Here is an 18,705-nt window from a genome sequence, read left to right as displayed (position 1 = left end):
CCACTGCTAGGGGGGTTCATGAGACGAAAAGCGAGACCGATCCTCGCTGTTGGCGCGCTCCTGCTGGGCGGTGCGGGAATCGCACCCATCGCCCAGGCCGCAGGGAGCGAAGGCTCTCCCGATCCGAACGAGGTCAAGGTCTTCCGCGCCGACGTCACGCAGAAGCAGGTACCCCTGCTGCTGGCGGCCGGCCAGGACGGCCACGAACTCGGTGAGCAGGTACCCGAGAAGGGCAAGGGCACGGTCGAGGTCTACCTCACCGACCAGCAGGCCCAGAAGCTCGAGGACCAGGGCGTCGACCTCACCGAGAACAAGCTGACCGCCAAGGCCGAGAACCGCGTCGAGGCCGCCGCCGAGGGCGTGTTCCGCCCGTACAGCGGAAGCGGCGGTCTGAAGGAGGAGATCGTCAAGGCCGGGCAGGAGAACCCCGACCTCACCAAGGTCGTCTCCATCGGCAGGACGGTCAACGGCCAGGACATCCTGGCCCTGAAGATGACCAAGGGCGCCAAGAAGTCCGAGGACGGCTCCAAGCCGTCCGTCCTGTACCTGTCCAACCAGCACGCGCGCGAGTGGATCACGCCGGAGATGACCCGCCGGCTGATGCACCACTACCTGGACAACTACAAGACGGACAAGAAGATCAAGAAGCTCGTCGACTCGACCGAGCTGTGGTTCGTGCTCTCGGCCAACCCCGACGGCTACGACTACACCTTCCAGAACTCCGACAACCGGCTGTGGCGCAAGAACCTGCGCGACAACAACGGCGACGGGGCCATCACCACCGGCGACGGCGTGGACCTCAACCGCAACTTCGCCTACAAGTGGGGCTACGACGACGAGGGTTCGTCCCCCAACCCCACCAGCCAGACCTACCGCGGCAGCGCCCCCGGCTCCGAGCCCGAGACCCAGGCTCTGGACGCCTTCCAGAAGCGGATCGGCTTCACGTACGGCATCAACTACCACTCCGCCGCCGAACTCCTGCTCTACGGGGTCGGCTGGCAGGTCGCCACCCCCACCCCGGACGACGTGCTCTACGAGGCGCTCGCCGGCACCCCGGAGAACTCCGCGATCCCCGGCTACCACCCGCAGGTCTCCTCGGAGCTGTACACCACCAACGGCGAGGCCGACGGCCACGCGGCCAACGTCAACGGCATGGCGATGTTCACCCCCGAGATGTCGACCTGTCAGACCGCCTCGGACCTCGATCCGAACGACGCCTGGAACGCGAAGGACTGCCAGTCGGTCTTCAACTTCCCCGACGACGAGAAGCTGATCCAGCAGGAGTTCGCCAAGAACATCCCCTTCGCGCTCTCCCTCGCCGAGACCGCCGCCAAGCCCGACCAGCCGAAGTCCGCGGCCGGCCTGAGCGCCGCCGACTTCACCCCGGCGGCGTTCTCCACGTCGTACTCGCGCGGCGCCGACCAGGCGATCTCGGTCGTCGCCCGCAAGTCGGTGCGCGACAAGGAGCTCAAGTACCGCGTCGACGGCCGCACGTACGACCAGGCGCTCAAGCCCTGGAAGGGCGGCGAGACCTACGGCGGTGAGGACAACCTCTACTTCGACGAGTACCGGGCCGAGGTCCAGGACGGCGAACCGGGCGACACGGTCGAGGTGTGGTTCACCGGGGAGACCAGGAGCGGCAAGAAGGTCTCCAGCGAGCGCTTCACCTACACGATCGCCGAGCGGCCCCGAGCGGACGTCCTCGTCGTCGCCGAGGAGGGCGCGACCGCCACGCAGGCGCAGACCTACGTCGACGCGCTGAAGGCGAACGGCCACAAGGCGCTGGTGTGGGACGTCGCCACCCAGGGCGCGCCCGACGCGCTCGGCGTGCTGAGCCACTTCGACACCGTCGTCCACTACACCGGCGCGAGCACCCCGGGCGTCGCCACCCAGCTGCAGCTGCGTGCCTTCCTGAACGAGGGCGGCAAGCTGGTCGAGGCCGGCGAGCTGGCCGGCGGCAGCGTCGACCTCGGCGGCGGCACCCTGTCGAACGACTTCGGTCAGTACTACCTGGGCGCCTACACGCGTACGTCGACCCCTGGGGCCACCGGCTTCACCGGCTCCGGCAAGCTCGGCGGTTTCACCGGCGCGCTCGGCCCCGCCGCCGGCAACCCGCTGGACCGGGCCGGGACGTACGGCGTGACGTCCGACGAACTGCCGGCGGACACGCACCCGCAGTTCGCCAGTGCGGGCGCGGGGCAGTTCGCCGGGACGCCCAACCCGTACGGGCCGTACGCGGGCTCCTCCATGGCCGCCGCCGTCCACACCGACGACGCCTACAAGCGACTCACCCGGACCGTCGACCTGACGGGGGTGAGTGCGGCCGACACGCCCACCCTGCGGACCCGGCTGCTGTGGGACACCGAGCCCGGCTACGACAACGTGCTGGTCGAGGCCCACACCACCGGGGCCGGCGACTGGACCACGCTCCCGGAGGCGGGCGGCGCCAGCAGCACCGCCGTACCCGAGGACTGCACGGCCGGGTACTACGTGGGCGAGCACCCCCAGCTCGAGCACTACCTGACCGTGGCGGCCGACGGCTGCACCGCGACCGGCACCACCGGTGCGTGGAACGCCCTCACCGGCGCCTCCAGCGGCTGGCAGCAGGTGAACTTCGACCTGAGCGCGTACGCCGGCAAGTCGGTCGAGGTCTCCATCAGCTACGTCACCGACCCGGGCAGCGGCGGCCACGGCGTCCTCGCCGACGAGGCCTCGCTGGTCGTCGGCGGCACCGCCGGCCAGACCGAGGGCTTCGAGACGTCGCTGGGCGTCTGGCGCGTGCCCGGACCGCCCGCGGGCAGCCCGGCCGTCCTCAAGGACTGGGCGCGCACCGGGGCGCTCTTCCAGACGTACGGAGCGGTCACCACGGACGACACCGTGCTGCTGGGCTTCGGTCTGGAACACGTCGCCTCGGCGGCCGAGCGGACGACTCTGATGAAGAAGGCGCTCGCGGCCCTCGACGGGTGAATCCACCCGGTCAACAGCGTGTGATCCTTCGTGATCAGATCGGGTGATCCGGTCTTCGGGCCAGGGCGGTCCGTACCCCTACTGGCGGGTACGGACCGCACTGCCGTGTATGGGCCGTCTCGATGTCACTCCGCAGGGCTCAGGGGGGTAGGGTCGTAGGCGGTCGGGGACATCCCATACAGCTCGCCGGAGTCGAACCCGGCGTACCAACGAGGAGATCGGTTTCGTGACGATCCGCGTAGGCATCAACGGCTTTGGCCGCATCGGTCGTAACTACTTCCGCGCGCTGCTGGAGCAGGGTGCTGACATCGAGATCGTGGCTGTCAACGACCTGGGTGACACCGCGACCACCGCTCACCTGCTCAAGTACGACACCATCCTGGGCCGTCTGAAGGCCGAGGTGTCGCACACCGCCGACACGATCACCGTCGACGGCAAGACGATCAAGGTGCTCTCCGAGCGCAACCCCGCCGACATCCCGTGGGGCGACCTCGGCGTCGACATCGTCATCGAGTCGACCGGCATCTTCACCAAGAAGGCCGACGCCGAGAAGCACATCACCGGCGGCGCCAAGAAGGTCCTCATCTCGGCTCCGGCCAAGGACGAGGACATCACCATCGTGATGGGCGTCAACCAGGACAAGTACGACGCGGCGAACCACCACGTCATCTCCAACGCCTCCTGCACCACCAACTGTGTGGCGCCGATGGCCAAGGTTCTCGACGAGAACTTCGGCATCGTCAAGGGCCTGATGACGACGGTCCACGCGTACACGAACGACCAGCGCATCCTGGACTTCCCGCACTCGGACCTGCGCCGCGCCCGCGCCGCCGCCGAGAACATCATCCCGACCACGACGGGTGCCGCCAAGGCCACCGCCCTGGTGCTCCCGCAGCTCAAGGGCAAGCTGGACGGCATCGCGATGCGCGTCCCGGTCCCGACCGGCTCGGCCACCGACCTGGTCGTGACGCTGCAGCGCGAGGTCACCAAGGACGAGGTCAACGCCGCGTTCAAGAAGGCCTCCGACGACGGCGACCTCAAGGGCTACCTGACCTACACCGAGGACCCGATCGTCTCCTCGGACATCGTCGGCGACCCGGCCTCCTGCACCTTCGACTCCTCCCTGACCATGGTCCAGGAGGGCAACTCGGTGAAGATCCTCGGCTGGTACGACAACGAGTGGGGTTACTCCAACCGCCTCGTCGACCTGACGGTCTTCGTCGGCAACCAGCTCTGATCAACAGAGCAGGCACTTTGATGTGAGAGCAGGGCTCGGGCAGCGCAGGGACGCGCTGCCCGAGCCCTGACTCACGTACAGACCAGCCCTCTTACGATCACGAGCATCACGAGCCCTCCCTCAGGAGTTCCCTCAATGAAGACGATCGACGAACTTCTCGCCGAAGGCGTCACGGGCCGGCGGGTCTTCGNCTGGGCCAGCGCTGGGACGGGCCCCCCCCCCCCTGACTCACGTACAGACCAGCCCTCTTACGATCACGAGCATCACGAGCCCTCCCTCAGGAGTTCCCTCAATGAAGACGATCGACGAACTTCTCGCCGAAGGCGTCACGGGCCGGCGGGTCTTCGTGCGCGCCGACCTGAACGTGCCGCTGGACGGCACCACGATCACCGACGACGGCCGCATCCGCGCCGTCCTGCCCACCGTCAAGGCCCTCGCCGAGGCGGGCGCCCGGGTGGTAGTCGCCTCGCACCTGGGCCGCCCCAAGGGCGCCCCGGACCCGGCCTTCTCGCTCGGACCGGCCGCAGTCCGCCTGGGTGAACTCCTCGGCGCCGAGGTGGCCTTCGCGACGGACACGGTCGGCGAGTCCGCCACGTCGACCGTCGCCGGCCTCGCCGACGGCCAGGTCGCCGTCATCGAGAACCTGCGGTTCAACGCCGGCGAGACGAGCAAGGACGACGCCGAACGCGGCGCCTTCGCCGACCAGCTCGCCGCCCTCGCGGACGTGTACGTGGGCGACGGCTTCGGCGCGGTGCACCGCCAGCACGCCTCGGTCTTCGACCTCCCGGCCCGCCTGCCGCACGCGGCCGGCTACCTCATCGCCACCGAGGTCGGCGTCCTGAAGAAGCTCACCGAGGACGTCAAACGGCCCTACGTCGTCGCCCTCGGCGGCTCCAAGGTCTCCGACAAACTCGCCGTCATCGACCAGCTCCTCGGCAAGGCGGACCGCCTCCTCATCGGCGGCGGCATGGTGTTCACCTTCCTCAAGGCCAAGGGCTACGAGGTCGGCGCCTCCCTCCTCCAGGAGGACCAGATCCCGGTCGTCCAGGAGTACATCGAGCGGGCGCAGAAGAACGGCGTCGAGCTGGTCCTCCCCGTCGACGTACTGACCTCCACCGACTTCCCGGACCTGAAGACCAAGGCGCCCGGGAACCCCAACACCGTCGCCGCGGACGCCATCCCCGCCGACCAGCTGGGCCTGGACATCGGCCCGGAGACCCGCAAGCTGTACGCCTCGAAGCTCGCCGACGCCGCCACCGTCTTCTGGAACGGCCCCATGGGCGTCTTCGAGCACCCCGACTACGCCGAGGGCACCAAGGCGGTTGCCCAGGCCCTCCTCGACTCCCCGGGCTTCACGGTCGTCGGCGGTGGCGACTCTGCCGCGGCCGTCCGCATCCTGGGCTTCGACGAGAACGCATTCGGCCACATCTCGACCGGCGGCGGCGCCTCCCTCGAATACCTCGAGGGCAAGACGCTCCCCGGGCTCGCCGCACTGGAGGACTGACCCTTTATGGCTGCATCTATTTCTTCGGGGCGCACGCCGCTGATGGCGGGCAACTGGAAGATGAACCTCAACCACCTCGAGGCCATCGCCCACGTCCAGAAGCTCGCCTTCGCCCTGGCCGACAAGGACTACGACGCCGTCGAGGTCGCCGTCCTGCCGCCCTTCACCGACCTGCGCTCCGTGCAGACCCTGGTCGACGGCGACAAGCTCAAGATCAAGTACGGCGCCCAGGACATCTCGGCGCACGACTCCGGTGCCTACACCGGTGAGATCTCCGGCTCGATGCTGGCCAAGCTGAAGTGCACGTACGTGGCGATCGGCCACTCCGAGCGCCGCCAGTACCACAACGAGACCGACGACGTGGTGAACGCCAAGGTCAAGGCCGCCTACAAGCACGGCCTGACCCCGATCCTGTGCGTCGGCGAGGAGCTGGACGTCCGCGAGGCGGGCAACCACGTCACCCACACGCTCACCCAGGTCGAGGGCGGCCTCAAGGACATCCCGGCCGAGCAGGCCGAGTCCGTCGTGATCGCCTACGAGCCGGTCTGGGCCATCGGCACCGGCAAGGTCTGCGGTGCCGAGGACGCCCAGGAGGTCTGCGCGGCCATCCGCGGCAAGATCGCCGAGCTCTACACGCAGGAGCTGGCCGACAAGGTCCGCATCCAGTACGGCGGCTCCGTGAAGTCCGGCAACGTCGCCGAGATCATGGCCCAGGCCGACATCGACGGCGCCCTGGTCGGCGGCGCCTCGCTGGACGCGGACGAGTTCGTCAAGATCGCGCGCTTCCGCGACCAGTGAGTATGCGGTAGCGGCGTTCCGTCGTACCCTTGCGGGGTCCAGCGCTCGTTGCTGGACCCCGTCGTCCATCAGAATCCGAGGAAGTTGGTCCAGCCGTGGTTATGGGGTTCTCGATCGCCCTGATCGTCTTCAGCCTGCTGATGATGCTGCTGGTGCTGATGCACAAGGGCAAGGGCGGCGGCCTCTCCGACATGTTCGGTGGCGGCATGCAGTCGTCCGTCGGTGGTTCCTCGGTCGCCGAGCGCAACCTCGACCGCATCACCGTCGTGGTCGGTCTGCTGTGGTTCGCGTGCATTGTCGTGCTGGGCCTGCTGATGAAGGCCAACAACTGATCAGCGGCGCACACGCAGCACGTCCATTCCGCACGTAAGGCCCCATGTTCGGTACGCGCACCTGAGCGCGGCCTATCATGGGGCTTGCGTCTTGTGTGGGAGCTGTAACTCCAATCACTGGACGCGCGTTGGGCCTTACGTAGACTGAGGCGCTCGCAGTGAAGCGAAACGCCGACTCGCTTTGCGGCACCATCACGCAGGGAGTTACGACCGTGGCAAGTGGCAACGCGATCCGAGGAAGCCGGGTCGGGGCGGGGCCGATGGGCGAGGCCGAGCGGGGCGAGTCCGCGCCCCGGCTGCGCATCTCCTTCTGGTGCTCCAACGGGCACGAAACGGTGCCCAGCTTCGCCAGCGACGCGCAGGTCCCCGAAACCTGGGACTGCCCGCGCTGCGGCTTTCCAGCAGGTCAGGATAGGGACAACCCGCCGGCCCCGCCGCGCACCGAGCCCTACAAGACGCACCTCGCCTATGTAAGGGAGCGGCGCAGCGACGCGGACGGCGAGGCGATCCTCGCCGAGGCACTCGCCAAACTGCGGGGCGAAATCTAGGAATTGAGAGCCGGCCGGGCATCCGTGGATGCCCGGCCGGACTTGTACGGCGCCCCGCGGGCAGGCTGTCGCGCCGAGGCCGGTTGTCAGTGGTGCCCTCTACGGTTTGTGCACAGGCGAATCGTGAGGGGGAGGCTGTGGCGACGGTCGGCGTGACGGGCGTGGGTGCGCCCGCATGGCGCGGGGGATTCGGGCGGCTGTGGAGCGCGGCTGTGGTGTCGCGGTTCGGCGACGCGCTGCGCAACGCGGCGCTGCCCCTGCTCGCCGTGCAGCTCACCCGCGATCCCCTCGTCATCGCGTCCGTCACCGCCTGCGGCTATGTGCCCTGGCTGCTGTTCGGGCTGCTCGGCGGGGCCGTCGCCGACCGGGTGGACCAGCGGCGGGCGATGTGGGCGGTCGACACCGTACGAGGGCTGCTCGTCGCCTGCTTCGCGCTCGCCGTCGGCCTCGGGCACGCCTCGATCCCCCTGCTGCTCGTACTCGCCTTCTCCCTGACCACGCTCCAGACACTGTTCGACAACGCCTCCACGGCGCTGCTGCCCTCCCTGGTGGACCGCGCGGTCCTCGGCAGCGCCAACGCCCGGCTGATGACCGGGCAGCAGCTCGCGGGCGGCCTGCTGGCGGCCCCGTTGGTGCCGCTGCTGCTGACGGTCGGGGCGGCCATGCCTTTCGCGGCCGACGCGAGCACCTACCTGCTCGCCGCCGTCCTCGTGGCATCGCTGCGGGTGACGCCGCCGGACCGGGAGCCGCGCCCGGCCGGAAGCACCCTCCGGGCGGAAATACGCCAAGGTCTGCGCGCGCTGTGGCGCGATCGCGTGCTGCGGGCGACCTGCGTGGCCACGCTGCTCTGCAACATCGGTGTGGGCTCGCTGATCGCCACGCTGGTCCTGCACGTGACGCGTTGGCTGCACGGGGGCGAAGCGGAGTACGCGGCTGTGCTGACGGCCTTCTCGGTCGGCAGCGTCGCTGGCGGCTTCGTCGCGCAGCGGGTGGCGCGCCGGACAGGAAGGGCGCGCGCCCTGCTCCTGGCCGGATGCGTCCAGACGGCGTCCTTGCTCCTGATGGGCACCGTCCGCCACCTGGCCGCGCTCATGGTGGGCATGCTGCTGCTCGGCGCCATGAACATGGTGTGGAACGTCAACCAGGTCACCCTGATGCAGCAGCGCAGTCCCGAGGCCATGGTGGGCCGCATCGCCGCCGCCTTCCGCACGGCCTCGACGTCCGGAGCGCCGCTCGGCGCCCTGCTCGGCGGTGCCGTGGCGGGGGCCTTCGGGCTGAACGCGCCCGCCCTGCTGGGTGCCGTCCTCTTCGCCCTCGCGGTGACCTCGTTGATACCCGTGGGCATGCGGGACGTACCAGTTGTCGCGCCGGACGACGACGTCAGGACAGGTCCCGTCACGCGCTGATCAACTAGGTTGGGACCGGCAGGGACAGGTAGGAAAGAGGGCTGAAGTCCGACATGAACGCTGACGGCCGTACCAGACTCAACCAGACGCCCGAGTGGACCGCTCTGGCCGAGCACCGCGAGGAGCTCGGCGAGGTGCAGTTGCGCGAGCTGTTCGCCGCCGACCCCGGGCGCGGCAGCGGGTACACGGTGCAGGTCGGTGACCTGTACGTCGACTACTCCAAGCACCTCGTCACCGACGAGACGCTGCGACTGCTCCGCCAACTGGCCGCCGCGGCCGATGTCTTCGGCCTCAGGGACGCCATGTTCCGCGGCGAGAAGATCAACACCACCGAGAACCGGGCGGTCCTGCACACCGCGCTGCGGGCGCCGCGCGACGCGGTGACCGAGGTCGACGGGGAGAACGTCGTGCCGGGCGTGCACGTCGTCCTCGACAAGATGGCCGACTTCGCCGAGCGCGTCCGCTCCGGCGCCTGGACCGGCCACACCGGCAAGCGCATCAGGAACGTGGTCAACGTCGGCATCGGCGGCTCCGACCTGGGTCCCGCGATGGCCTATGAGGCGCTGCGCGCGTACACCGACCGCGACCTCACGGTCCGCTTCGTGTCGAACGTGGACGGGGCCGACCTGCACGAGGCCGTCCGCGACCTGGACGCGGCCGAGACGCTGTTCGTCATCGCCTCGAAGACGTTCACCACGATCGAGACGATCACGAACGCGACCTCCGCGCGCAACTGGCTGCTCACCGAGCTCAAGGCAGACCAGGAGGCCGTCGCCCGGCACTTCGTGGCGCTGTCGACGAACGGCGAGAAGGTGTCGGAGTTCGGCATCGACACGGCGAACATGTTCGAGTTCTGGGACTGGGTGGGCGGCCGGTACTCCTTCGACTCGGCGATCGGCCTCTCCCTGATGATCGCCGTCGGGCCGGACCGCTTCCGGGAGATGCTGGACGGCTTCCACCTCGTCGACGAGCACTTCCGCACCGCGCCCGCCGAGTCCAACGTGCCCTTGCTGCTGGGCCTGTTGGGCATCTGGTACGGCAACTTCCACGACGCCCAGTCGCACGCGGTGCTGCCCTACAGCCACTACCTGTCCAAGTTCACCGCCTACCTCCAGCAGTTGGACATGGAGTCCAACGGCAAGTCGGTGGACCGCGACGGCAACCCGGTCGAGTGGCAGACCGGGCCGGTCGTGTGGGGCACGCCGGGCACCAACGGGCAGCACGCGTACTACCAGTTGATCCACCAGGGCACGAAGCTGATCCCGGCGGACTTCATCGGCTTCGCCGAGCCGGTCGCCGACCTCCGGTCCGGGCTGGAGGCGCAGCACGACCTGCTGATGGCCAACTTCTTCGCGCAGACGCAGGCGTTGGCGTTCGGCAAGACGCCCGACGAGGTGCGCGCGGAGGGCGTGCCCGAGGAACTGGTCCCGCACAAGACCTTCCAGGGCAACCACCCCACCACGACGATCCTCGCCCGCGAACTGACCCCGTCGGTCCTCGGCCAGCTCATCGCGCTCTACGAACACAAGGTGTTCGTCCAGGGGGCCGTTTGGAACATCGACTCCTTCGACCAGTGGGGCGTCGAGCTCGGCAAGGTCCTCGCCAAGCGCGTCGAACCGGCGCTCACCGAGGGCGCCGACGTGCCGGGCCTGGACGCGTCCACGAAGGCCCTGGTGGCGACGTACCGGGAGCTGCGCGACAGGCAGTGAGCCCGCTCCCGAGAGGGTGTTCCGGACAGCGGAAAGCCCCAGGCCGGTCGCCTGGGGCTTTCCGCACGGCAGAGGTCAGGCCGACGCCGGCGGGTACAGCGACCTCGGCAGCTGCGAGGCCGCCGCCGAGTCCAGCAGCCACAGGGTGCGCTGCCTGCCGTACGCGCCCGCCGCCGGAGCCTGGATCTCGCCCGCACCCGACAGGGCGATNGGGGGCCCCCCCCCACGGCAGAGGTCAGGCCGACGCCGGCGGGTACAGCGACCTCGGCAGCTGCGAGGCCGCCGCCGAGTCCAGCAGCCACAGGGTGCGCTGCCTGCCGTACGCGCCCGCCGCCGGAGCCTGGATCTCGCCCGCACCCGACAGGGCGATCACCGCGGCCTGCGCCTTGTCCTCGCCGGCCGCGAGGAGCCAGACCTCGCGGGCGGCGCGGATCGCGGGGAGGGTGAGGGTGACGCGGGTCGGCGGGGGCTTCGGGGCCCCGTGGACGCCGACGACCGTGCGCTCGGTCTCCCGTACGGCGGGCAGCTCCGGGAACAGCGACGCCACATGGGTGTCCGGGCCGACGCCCAGCATCAGGACGTCGAAGGTCGGGGCGGCACCGTGGTTCTCGGGGCCGGCCGCCCGGGCCAGCTCCTCCGCGTAGGCGGCGGCGGCCGCGTCCGCGTCGGAGCCGTACGGCCCGTCCGACGCGGGCATGGCGTGCACGCGCTTCGGGTCCAGGGGCACGGAGTCCAGCAGGGCCTCGCGGGCCTGCGTGACGTTGCGCTCCGGGTCGCCCTCGGGCAGGAACCGCTCGTCGCCCCACCACAGGTCCAGGCGGCCCCAGTCGATGGCGTCCCGGGCGGGCGCGGCGGCGAGCGCGGCCAGCAGGCCGTTGCCGTTGCGGCCGCCCGTCAGGACCACGGACGCCGAACCCCGGGAGGCCTGCGCGTCCACGATCTTCGTGATCAGGCGGGCCGCGGCGGCCTGGGCCATCAGCTCCTTGTCGTGGTGCACGACCAGCTGCGGTGTGATCACTTCGCGGCCGCCTTCTTCACCGGGGCCGGCGCCGCCGCTTCCTTCGCGGGTGCTTTCGCAGCCGCTTCGAGGGGAGTAGGGACCGCGGTCGCTTCTCCTTTGGCCACCGGTCCCTCGGCAGCGTCGGTCTTCTCCGGGACAGGCTCCGTGCCGGACCCCTTGACGCCCTGGCCGTTGGCTACGTGCAGCCGGTCCACGCCGAAGCGCAGCGCCGACGCGTACGTGTCGTCCGGGTCCAGCCGCCGCAGCTCCTCCCCGATCAGCTCGGCCGTCTCGCGCCGCTTGAGCGCGACCGCACGGTCCGGCTGGCCCTCGATGGACAGGGTGGCGAGGGAGCCGTCGGCGCGGTCCAGGACGATCGGGCCGCAGTCGGTGTTCATGCGGACCGCGGTGAGACCGGGGCCCGACGACAGGGACCGCTTCACCGGCACGTCCAGCCGGTCCGCGAGCCACATCGCCAGCAGCTCACAGCTCGGGTTGAACTCCTCGCCCTCCACCTCGACGGTCTCGACCTCGCAGGTGACCTGGTCGAGGGCCGCGGCCAGCATCGAGCGCCAGGGCGTGATGCGGGTCCACGAGAGGTCGGTGTCGCCGGGCTTGTAGGTGTCGGCGCGGGCGCCGAGTTCCCGTACCGGCTGCTCGGAGGCGTAGGTGTCGGTGACCCGGCGCTGGGCGAGGGCGCCCAGCGCGTCGCCCGCCGGGTCCAGGGGCGCGTTCACCGGCCACCAGACCACCACCGGGGCGTCCGGCAGCAGCAGCGGCAGGACGACCGACTGGGCGTGGTTCGCGACCTCGCCGTACAGCCGCAGCACGACCGTCTCGCCGGTGCCCGCCTCCACTCCCACCCGGACCTCGGCGTCGAGTCGGGACTGCGTACGGTCGCGGGGAGAGCGCGAGACGCGCCGGATGACCACGAGCGTGCGCGAGGGGTGCTCGTGCGAGGCGTCGTTGGCGGCCTTCAGGGCGTCGTACGCGTTCTCCTCGTCCGTGACGACGACCAGCGTGAGCACCATGCCGACGGCGGGTGTGCCGATGGCCCTGCGGCCCTGCACCAGCGCCTTGTTGATCTTGCTGGCCGTGGTGTCCGTGAGGTCTATCTTCATGGCCGGCGCCAGCTCCGTCCGTCTCGCTCGAGCATGTCGTCCGCCTCGCCGGGACCCCAGGTGCCGGCCTGGTACTGGGCGGGCTTGCCGTGCTGGTCCCAGTACACCTCGATCGGGTCGAGGATCTTCCAGGACAGCTCGACCTCCTCGGTGCGCGGGAAGAGGTTCGAGTCGCCGAGCAGGACGTCGAGGATGAGCCGCTCGTACGCCTCGGGGCTGGACTCCGTGAAGGACTCGCCGTACGCGAAGTCCATCGACACGTCCCGGATCTCCATCGAGGTGCCCGGCACCTTGGAGCCGAAGCGGACCGTGACGCCCTCGTCGGGCTGGACGCGGATGACGATCGCGTTCTTGCCGAGCTCCTCCGTCGCCGTGTGGTCGAAGGGGGAGTGCGGGGCCCGCTGGAAGACGACCGCGATCTCGGTGACCCGGCGGCCGAGGCGCTTGCCGGTGCGCAGGTAGAAGGGGACGCCCGCCCAGCGGCGGTTGTCCACCTCCAGCTTGATGGCCGCGTACGTGTCGGTCTTCGACTTGGCGTCGATGCCGTCTTCCTGGAGGTAGCCGATGACCTTCTCGCCGCCCTGCCAGCCGGCCGCGTACTGTCCGCGGACGGTGTCACGGCCCAGGTCCTTCGGCAGTCTCACCGCGCCGAGCACCTTGGTCTTCTCCGCGGCCAGCGCGTCCGCGTCGAACGAGGCGGGCTCCTCCATGGCCGTGAGGGCCATGAGCTGGAGGAGGTGGTTCTGGATGACGTCACGGGCGGCGCCGATGCCGTCGTAGTAGCCGGCCCGGCCGCCGATGCCGATGTCCTCGGCCATGGTGATCTGCACGTGGTCCACGAAGGACCGGTTCCAGATCGGCTCGAACATCGTGTTGGCGAAGCGGAGCGCCAGGATGTTCTGGACGGTCTCCTTGCCCAGGTAGTGGTCGATGCGGAAGACCTGGTCCGGGGCGAAGACCTCCTCGACCGTCGCGTTGAGCTCCTCGGCCGACTTCAGGTCGTGGCCGAACGGCTTCTCGATCACCGCGCGCCGCCAGGAACCGCTCGACTGGTCGGCCAGCCCGTGCTTCTTCAGCTGCTGGATGACCACCGGGAAGGCGGACGGCGGCACGGAGAGGTAGAAGGCGAAGTTGCCGCCCGTGCCCTGCGCCTTGTCCAGCTCCTCGATCGTGCCGCGCAGCCGCTCGAACGCGTCGTCGTCGTCGAAGGTGCCCTGCACGAAGCGCATCCCCTGGATGAGCTGCTGCCAGACCTCCTCGCGGAACGGCGTACGGGCGTGCTCCTTGACGGCGTCGTGGACCTCCTGCGCGAAGTCCTCGTGCTGCCACTCACGCCGGGCGAATCCGACCAGCGAGAAACCCGGTGGCAACAGACCCCGGTTCGCAAGGTCGTACACGGCGGGCATGAGCTTCTTTCGTGACAAATCGCCCGTGACGCCGAAGATGACCAGGCCCGACGGCCCCGCGATACGCGGGAGCCGTCGGTCGGCGGGGTCACGCAGCGGGTTGCTGCTCGACAAGAGTTCAGCCCTCCGAAGGGGCGAGGCGCTGAAGTTCCGCCTCGGTCGACTTGAGCAGGTCGTTCCAGGACGCCTCGAACTTCTCGACGCCCTCGTCCTCCAGCAGCTGGACCACCTCGTCGTAGCCGATCCCGAGCTTCTCGACCGCGTCCAGTTCGGCGCGGGCCTGCTCGTAGGTGCCGGCGACGGCGTTGCCGCGGATCTCACCGTGGTCCTCGGTGGCGAACAGGGTCGCCTCCGGCATGGTGTTCACCGTGTTCGGCGCCACCAGCTCGTCGACGTACAGCGTGTCCTTGTACGCCTTGTCCTTCACACCGGTCGACGCCCACAGGGGGCGCTGCTTGTTCGCGCCGGCGTTCTCCAGCGGGCTCCAGCGGTCGGAGGAGAAGACCTCCTCGTACGCCTGGTAGGCCAGACGCGCGTTGGCGAGGCCCGCCTTGCCGCGGGCGGCCTTGGCCTCGGGGGTGCCGAGCGCGTCGATCCGCTTGTCGATCTCGGTGTCCACGCGGGACACGAAGAAGGACGCCACGGAGTGGATCTTCGACAGGTCCAGACCCGCCGCCTTGGCCTTCTCCAGACCGGCGACGAAGGCGTCCATGACCTCGCGGTAGCGCTCCAGCGAGAAGATCAGCGTGACGTTGACGCTGATGCCGAGGCCGATGACCTCGGTGATCGCGGGGATGCCCGCCCGGGTGGCCGGGATCTTGATGAGCGTGTTGGGCCGGTCGACCAGCCAGGCGAGCTGCTTGGCCTCGGCGACGGTCGCGTGCGTGTTGTGGGCCAGGCGCGGGTCGACCTCGATCGAGACCCGGCCGTCCTGCCCGCCGGTGGCGTCGAAGACCGGGCGCAGGATGTCGGCGGCGTCACGGACGTCCGCCGTCGTGATCATGCGGATGGCCTCTTCGACCGTGACCTTGCGGGCTGCCAGGTCCGACAGCTGCTGGTCGTAGCCGTCTCCCTGGGAGATCGCCTTCTGGAAGATCGACGGGTTGGTGGTGACGCCCACGACGTGCTGCTGGTCGATCAGCTCGGCGAGGTTGCCGGACGTGATCCGCTTGCGCGACAGGTCGTCCAGCCAGATCGCCACGCCTTCCTCGGAGAGGCGCTTGAGTGCGTCTGTCATGGAAATTGCATCTCCTACGTGTCGTATATGAGCGTCAGCGCTGGGCGGCGGTGAGGGATTCCCTGGCCTTGGCAGCCACATTCTCGGCAGTGAAGCCGAACTCGCGGAAGAGCACCTTGCCGTCGGCCGAAGCACCGAAGTGCTCCAGGGAAACGATGCGACCGGCGTCGCCCACGTACTTGTGCCAGGTGAGACCGATGCCGGCCTCGACCGCGACCCGCGCCTTGACCGCCTGCGGCAGGACGCTGTCCCGGTACCCCTGGTCCTGCTCCTCGAACCACTCCACGGACGGCATGGACACGACCCGCGTCGGCACACCGTCGGCTTCGAGCTGCTCGCGCGCCTCGACGGCCACGTGCACCTCGGAACCGGTCGCGATCAGGATCACCTCGGGCGTCCCCGTGGAGGCCTCGAACAGGACGTAACCGCCCTTGGCCGCGTCCTCGTTGGGCTCGTACGTCGGCACACCCTGACGGGTCAGCGCCAGGCCGTGCGGGGCGCCCTTGCCGAACACCTTGGTGTAGCGGCGCAGGATCTCGCGCCAGGCGATCGCCGTCTCGTTCGCGTCGGCCGGGCGGACCACGTTCAGGCCCGGGATGGCACGCAGCGAGGCGAGGTGTTCGACGGGCTGGTGGGTGGGGCCGTCCTCGCCCAGGCCGATGGAGTCGTGCGTCCACACGTACGTGACCGGCAGGTGCATCAGCGCGGACAGGCGTACCGCGTTGCGCATGTAGTCGGAGAAGACGAGGAAGGTGCCGCCGTAGATGCGGGTGTTGCCGTGCAGGGCGATGCCGTTCATCTCCGCGGCCATGGAGTGCTCGCGGATGCCGAAGTGGATCGTGCGGCCGTACGGCTTGGCCTCCGGCAGCGGGTTGTCCGCGGGCAGGAACGACGACGTCTTGTCGATGGTGGTGTTGTTCGAGCCGGCCAGGTCGGCCGAGCCGCCCCACAGCTCGGGGATGACCGCGCCCAGCGCCTGGAGGACCTTGCCGGAGGCGGCGCGGGTGGCGACACCCTTGCCCGCCTCGAAGACCGGGATCTTCTCCTCCCAGCCGGTGGGCAGTTCACCCTGGGCGATCCGGTCGTACTCGGCGGCCCGCTCGGTGTTGTTGCCCCGCCACTCCTGGAAGGACTTCTCCCACTCGGCCTTGGCCTGACGGCCCCGCTCACCCAGTGCGCGGGTGTGCGCGAGGACCTCGTCGGCGACCTCGAAGGACCGCTCGGGGTCGAAGCCCAGGACCCGCTTGGTGGCGGCGACCTCGTCGTCACCCAGCGCCGAGCCGTGCGCGGCCTCGGTGTTCTGCGCGTTCGGCGCCGGCCAGGCGATGATCGAGCGCATCGCGATGAACGACGGCTTGTCGGTGACCTGCTTGGCGGCCTCGATGGCGTCGTAGAGGGCCTGCGGGTCCAGGTCGCCGTCCGGCTTGGGGGCCACCCGCTGCACATGCCAGCCGTAGGCCTCGTACCGCTTGACGGTGTCCTCGGAGACGGCCGTCTCGGTGTCGCCCTCGATGGAGATGTGGTTGTCGTCCCACAAAAGGACCAGGTTGCCGAGCTTTTGGTGGCCGGCCAGCGAGGACGCCTCCGCGGAGATGCCCTCCTGCAGACAGCCGTCACCGGCGATCGCGAAGATGTGGTGGTCGAAGGGGGACTCACCGGCGGGCGCGTCCGGGTCGAACAGACCGCGCTCGTAACGGGCGGCCATCGCCATGCCCACCGCGTTGGCCACACCCTGGCCCAGCGGGCCGGTGGTGGTCTCCACACCGGTGGTGTGCCCGTACTCGGGATGGCCGGGGGTCTTGGAACCCCACGTCCGGAACGCCTTCAGGTCATCCAGCTCCAGACCGAAACCGGCCAGGTACAGCTGGGTGTAGAGGGTCAGGGACGAGTGGCCCGCGGACAGCACGAAGCGGTCCCGGCCCACCCAGTCGGGGTCCGCCGGATCATGCCGCATCACCTTCTGGAAGAGGGTGTACGCGGCGGGCGCCAGGCTCATCGCCGTACCGGGATGGCCGTTACCGACCTTCTGTACGGCATCGGCGGCCAGGACACGGGCGGTGTCGACGGCCCGCTGGTCCAACTCGGTCCACTCGAGGTCTGTGGTGGTCGGCTTGGTGCTCACCCTGGGTCAGGGCTCCTCTCCACATGTCACGCATGTCGAATGCCGGTGTGCTGAACGCTCCGGCCGTTGTCGAGCCTACCCCTGTAAGAACGTGCGTTTTTTCGAGTCATTCCAGAGTGTCGGGACTCTGCGGGATCCGCCTGCCGACTGGGCCGTTCCGCGTTCGGCATGTGAATACGGAACCGCTCGTACGAGTGCTCAATCGAGTGCCGCGCGGCTCTTCCGCAGGCGCCTGCCAACACGACCGGACCCCCGCGAATGTCCGGGTCTGGGCAACGTCTACAGTGGCGTGGTACGCGCGAGCCTTTACCGGGACTTCACACGGGTGAGGCTTGCTGGGATGTCTCTGTAGGGGTGTGCGTGACGGCCGTCGAATCCCGTCCAGCGGGGGTGCTCGGTGCGAGCCAGAGCCCGAGCCACCGGCCGTTCGGGGCCCGTGTCAAGGCGTTCGTAGCTCTGACCAAGCCTCGGATCATCGAGCTGCTGCTCATCACCACCGTGCCGGTGATGTTCCTGGCGCAGCAGGGTGTACCCGACCTGACGCTCGTGCTGCTGACCTGCCTCGGCGGCTACCTCTCCGCGGGCGGCGCCAACGCGCTGAACATGTACATCGACCGCGACATCGACGCGTTGATGGACCGCACCTCGCAGCGCCCGCTGGTCACCGGCATGGTCAGCCCACGCGAGTGCCTCGCCTTCGGCATCACCCTCGCCGTCGTCTCCACGCTGCTGTTCGGTCTCGCCGTCAACTGGCTCTCGGCCTGGCTGTCGCTCGGAGCGCTCCTCTTCTATGTCGTCGTCTACACGATGATCCTCAAGCGCCGTACCTCGCAGAACATCGTGTGGGGCGGCATCGCCGGCTGCCTGCCCGTGCTCATCGGCTGGTCGTCCGTCACCAACTCGATGTCGTGGGCGCCGATCATCCTCTTCCTGGTCATGTTCTTCTGGACGCCGCCGCACTACTGGCCGCTGTCCATGAAGGTCAGGGAGGACTACGCGCGCGTTGGCGTGCCGATGCTGCCGGTCGTGGCCTCCAACAAGGTGGTCGCCAGGCAGATCGTGCTCTACAGCTGGGTGATGGTCGCGGTGTCGCTGCTGCTGCAGCCGCTCGGCTACACCGGCTGGTTCTACACGGCGGTCGCGCTGCTGGCGGGCGGCTTCTGGCTGTGGGAGGCGCACGGGCTGCAGAACCGGGCCAAGGCCGAGGTGACCGGCGGCAAGCTCAAGGAGATGCGGCTGTTCCATTGGTCGATCACCTACGTCTCCATCCTGTTCGTGGCGGTCGCCGTGGACCCCTTCCTGCGCTGATTCCCCGTGG

Annotated in this window: 14 protein-coding genes; 9 read left to right on the top strand and 5 right to left on the bottom strand. The window is 69.3% G+C overall.

Going from position 1 to position 18,705, the window contains the following annotated elements; genetic code table 11:
* Nucleotides 1–18: 18 nt before the first annotated feature.
* The 8 genes from ACWBNA_RS06815 (at nucleotide 19) to pgi (ending at nucleotide 10,501) form a co-directional block, all read left to right on the top strand.
* A complete protein-coding gene (locus ACWBNA_RS06815) occupies nucleotides 19–2,967 on the top strand; it encodes a M14 family metallopeptidase (protein ID WP_482703294.1) in 2,949 nt (982 codons plus the stop codon).
* A gap of 226 nt (nucleotides 2,968–3,193) precedes the next feature.
* On the top strand, nucleotides 3,194–4,204 hold the full coding sequence (gene gap / locus ACWBNA_RS06810) for a type I glyceraldehyde-3-phosphate dehydrogenase (protein WP_307673985.1): 1,011 nt from the start codon (nucleotides 3,194–3,196) through the stop codon (nucleotides 4,202–4,204).
* A 292-nt stretch (nucleotides 4,205–4,496) separates the two neighbouring features.
* Nucleotides 4,497–5,708, top strand: a complete 1,212-nt coding sequence (locus tag ACWBNA_RS06805) for a phosphoglycerate kinase (protein WP_482703293.1) — start codon at nucleotides 4,497–4,499, stop codon at nucleotides 5,706–5,708.
* 42 nt (nucleotides 5,709–5,750) lie between these two features.
* Entirely contained in the window at nucleotides 5,751–6,506 is a 756-nt protein-coding gene (gene tpiA, locus ACWBNA_RS06800; protein WP_482703348.1) for a triose-phosphate isomerase, read from the top strand.
* A gap of 101 nt (nucleotides 6,507–6,607) precedes the next feature.
* Nucleotides 6,608–6,838, top strand: a complete 231-nt coding sequence (secG, locus tag ACWBNA_RS06795; protein WP_053753335.1) for a preprotein translocase subunit SecG — start codon at nucleotides 6,608–6,610, stop codon at nucleotides 6,836–6,838.
* Between the two features lie 212 nt (nucleotides 6,839–7,050).
* Nucleotides 7,051–7,386: an RNA polymerase-binding protein RbpA gene (locus ACWBNA_RS06790; protein WP_082412914.1), complete on the top strand. Its 336-nt coding sequence runs from the start codon at nucleotides 7,051–7,053 to the stop codon at nucleotides 7,384–7,386.
* Nucleotides 7,387–7,523: 137 nt separating this feature from the next.
* Nucleotides 7,524–8,792, top strand: a complete 1,269-nt coding sequence (locus ACWBNA_RS06785) for an MFS transporter (protein ID WP_482703292.1) — start codon at nucleotides 7,524–7,526, stop codon at nucleotides 8,790–8,792.
* 53 nt (nucleotides 8,793–8,845) lie between these two features.
* Nucleotides 8,846–10,501 (top strand): glucose-6-phosphate isomerase, encoded by a 1,656-nt coding sequence (pgi, locus tag ACWBNA_RS06780; RefSeq protein ID WP_482703291.1) that lies wholly within the window; start codon nucleotides 8,846–8,848, stop codon nucleotides 10,499–10,501.
* Between the two features lie 235 nt (nucleotides 10,502–10,736).
* On the opposite strand, the gene pgl is transcribed toward pgi, so the two are convergent.
* The 5 genes from pgl to tkt are packed head-to-tail and all read right to left on the bottom strand — an operon-like array spanning nucleotide 10,737 to nucleotide 17,387.
* Nucleotides 10,737–11,519, bottom strand: a complete 783-nt coding sequence (pgl, locus tag ACWBNA_RS06775) for a 6-phosphogluconolactonase (protein ID WP_482703290.1) — start codon at nucleotides 11,517–11,519, stop codon at nucleotides 10,737–10,739.
* Nucleotides 11,516–12,622, bottom strand: coding sequence for a glucose-6-phosphate dehydrogenase assembly protein OpcA (gene opcA / locus ACWBNA_RS06770; RefSeq protein ID WP_482703289.1), 1,107 nt, complete (start codon nucleotides 12,620–12,622; stop codon nucleotides 11,516–11,518). Before opcA ends, pgl begins: the two co-directional genes overlap by 4 nt.
* Complete coding sequence (zwf, locus tag ACWBNA_RS06765; RefSeq protein WP_482703288.1) at nucleotides 12,619–14,142, bottom strand: glucose-6-phosphate dehydrogenase; 1,524 nt, start codon at nucleotides 14,140–14,142, stop codon at nucleotides 12,619–12,621. Before zwf ends, opcA begins: the two co-directional genes overlap by 4 nt.
* 4 nt (nucleotides 14,143–14,146) lie before the next feature.
* Nucleotides 14,147–15,265, bottom strand: a complete 1,119-nt coding sequence (gene tal / locus ACWBNA_RS06760) for a transaldolase (protein WP_482703287.1) — start codon at nucleotides 15,263–15,265, stop codon at nucleotides 14,147–14,149.
* Between the two features lie 34 nt (nucleotides 15,266–15,299).
* On the bottom strand, nucleotides 15,300–17,387 hold the full coding sequence (gene tkt / locus ACWBNA_RS06755) for a transketolase (RefSeq protein WP_482703286.1): 2,088 nt from the start codon (nucleotides 17,385–17,387) through the stop codon (nucleotides 15,300–15,302).
* Between the two features lie 354 nt (nucleotides 17,388–17,741).
* Between tkt and ACWBNA_RS06750 the strand changes: the two genes are divergently transcribed.
* Nucleotides 17,742–18,695, top strand: a complete 954-nt coding sequence (locus ACWBNA_RS06750; protein WP_482703285.1) for a heme o synthase — start codon at nucleotides 17,742–17,744, stop codon at nucleotides 18,693–18,695.
* Nucleotides 18,696–18,705 lie beyond the last annotated feature (10 nt).

The organism is Streptomyces sp. Q2 (genome assembly GCF_056820935.1).
This window is presented reverse-complemented; position numbering and strand designations above follow the sequence as displayed.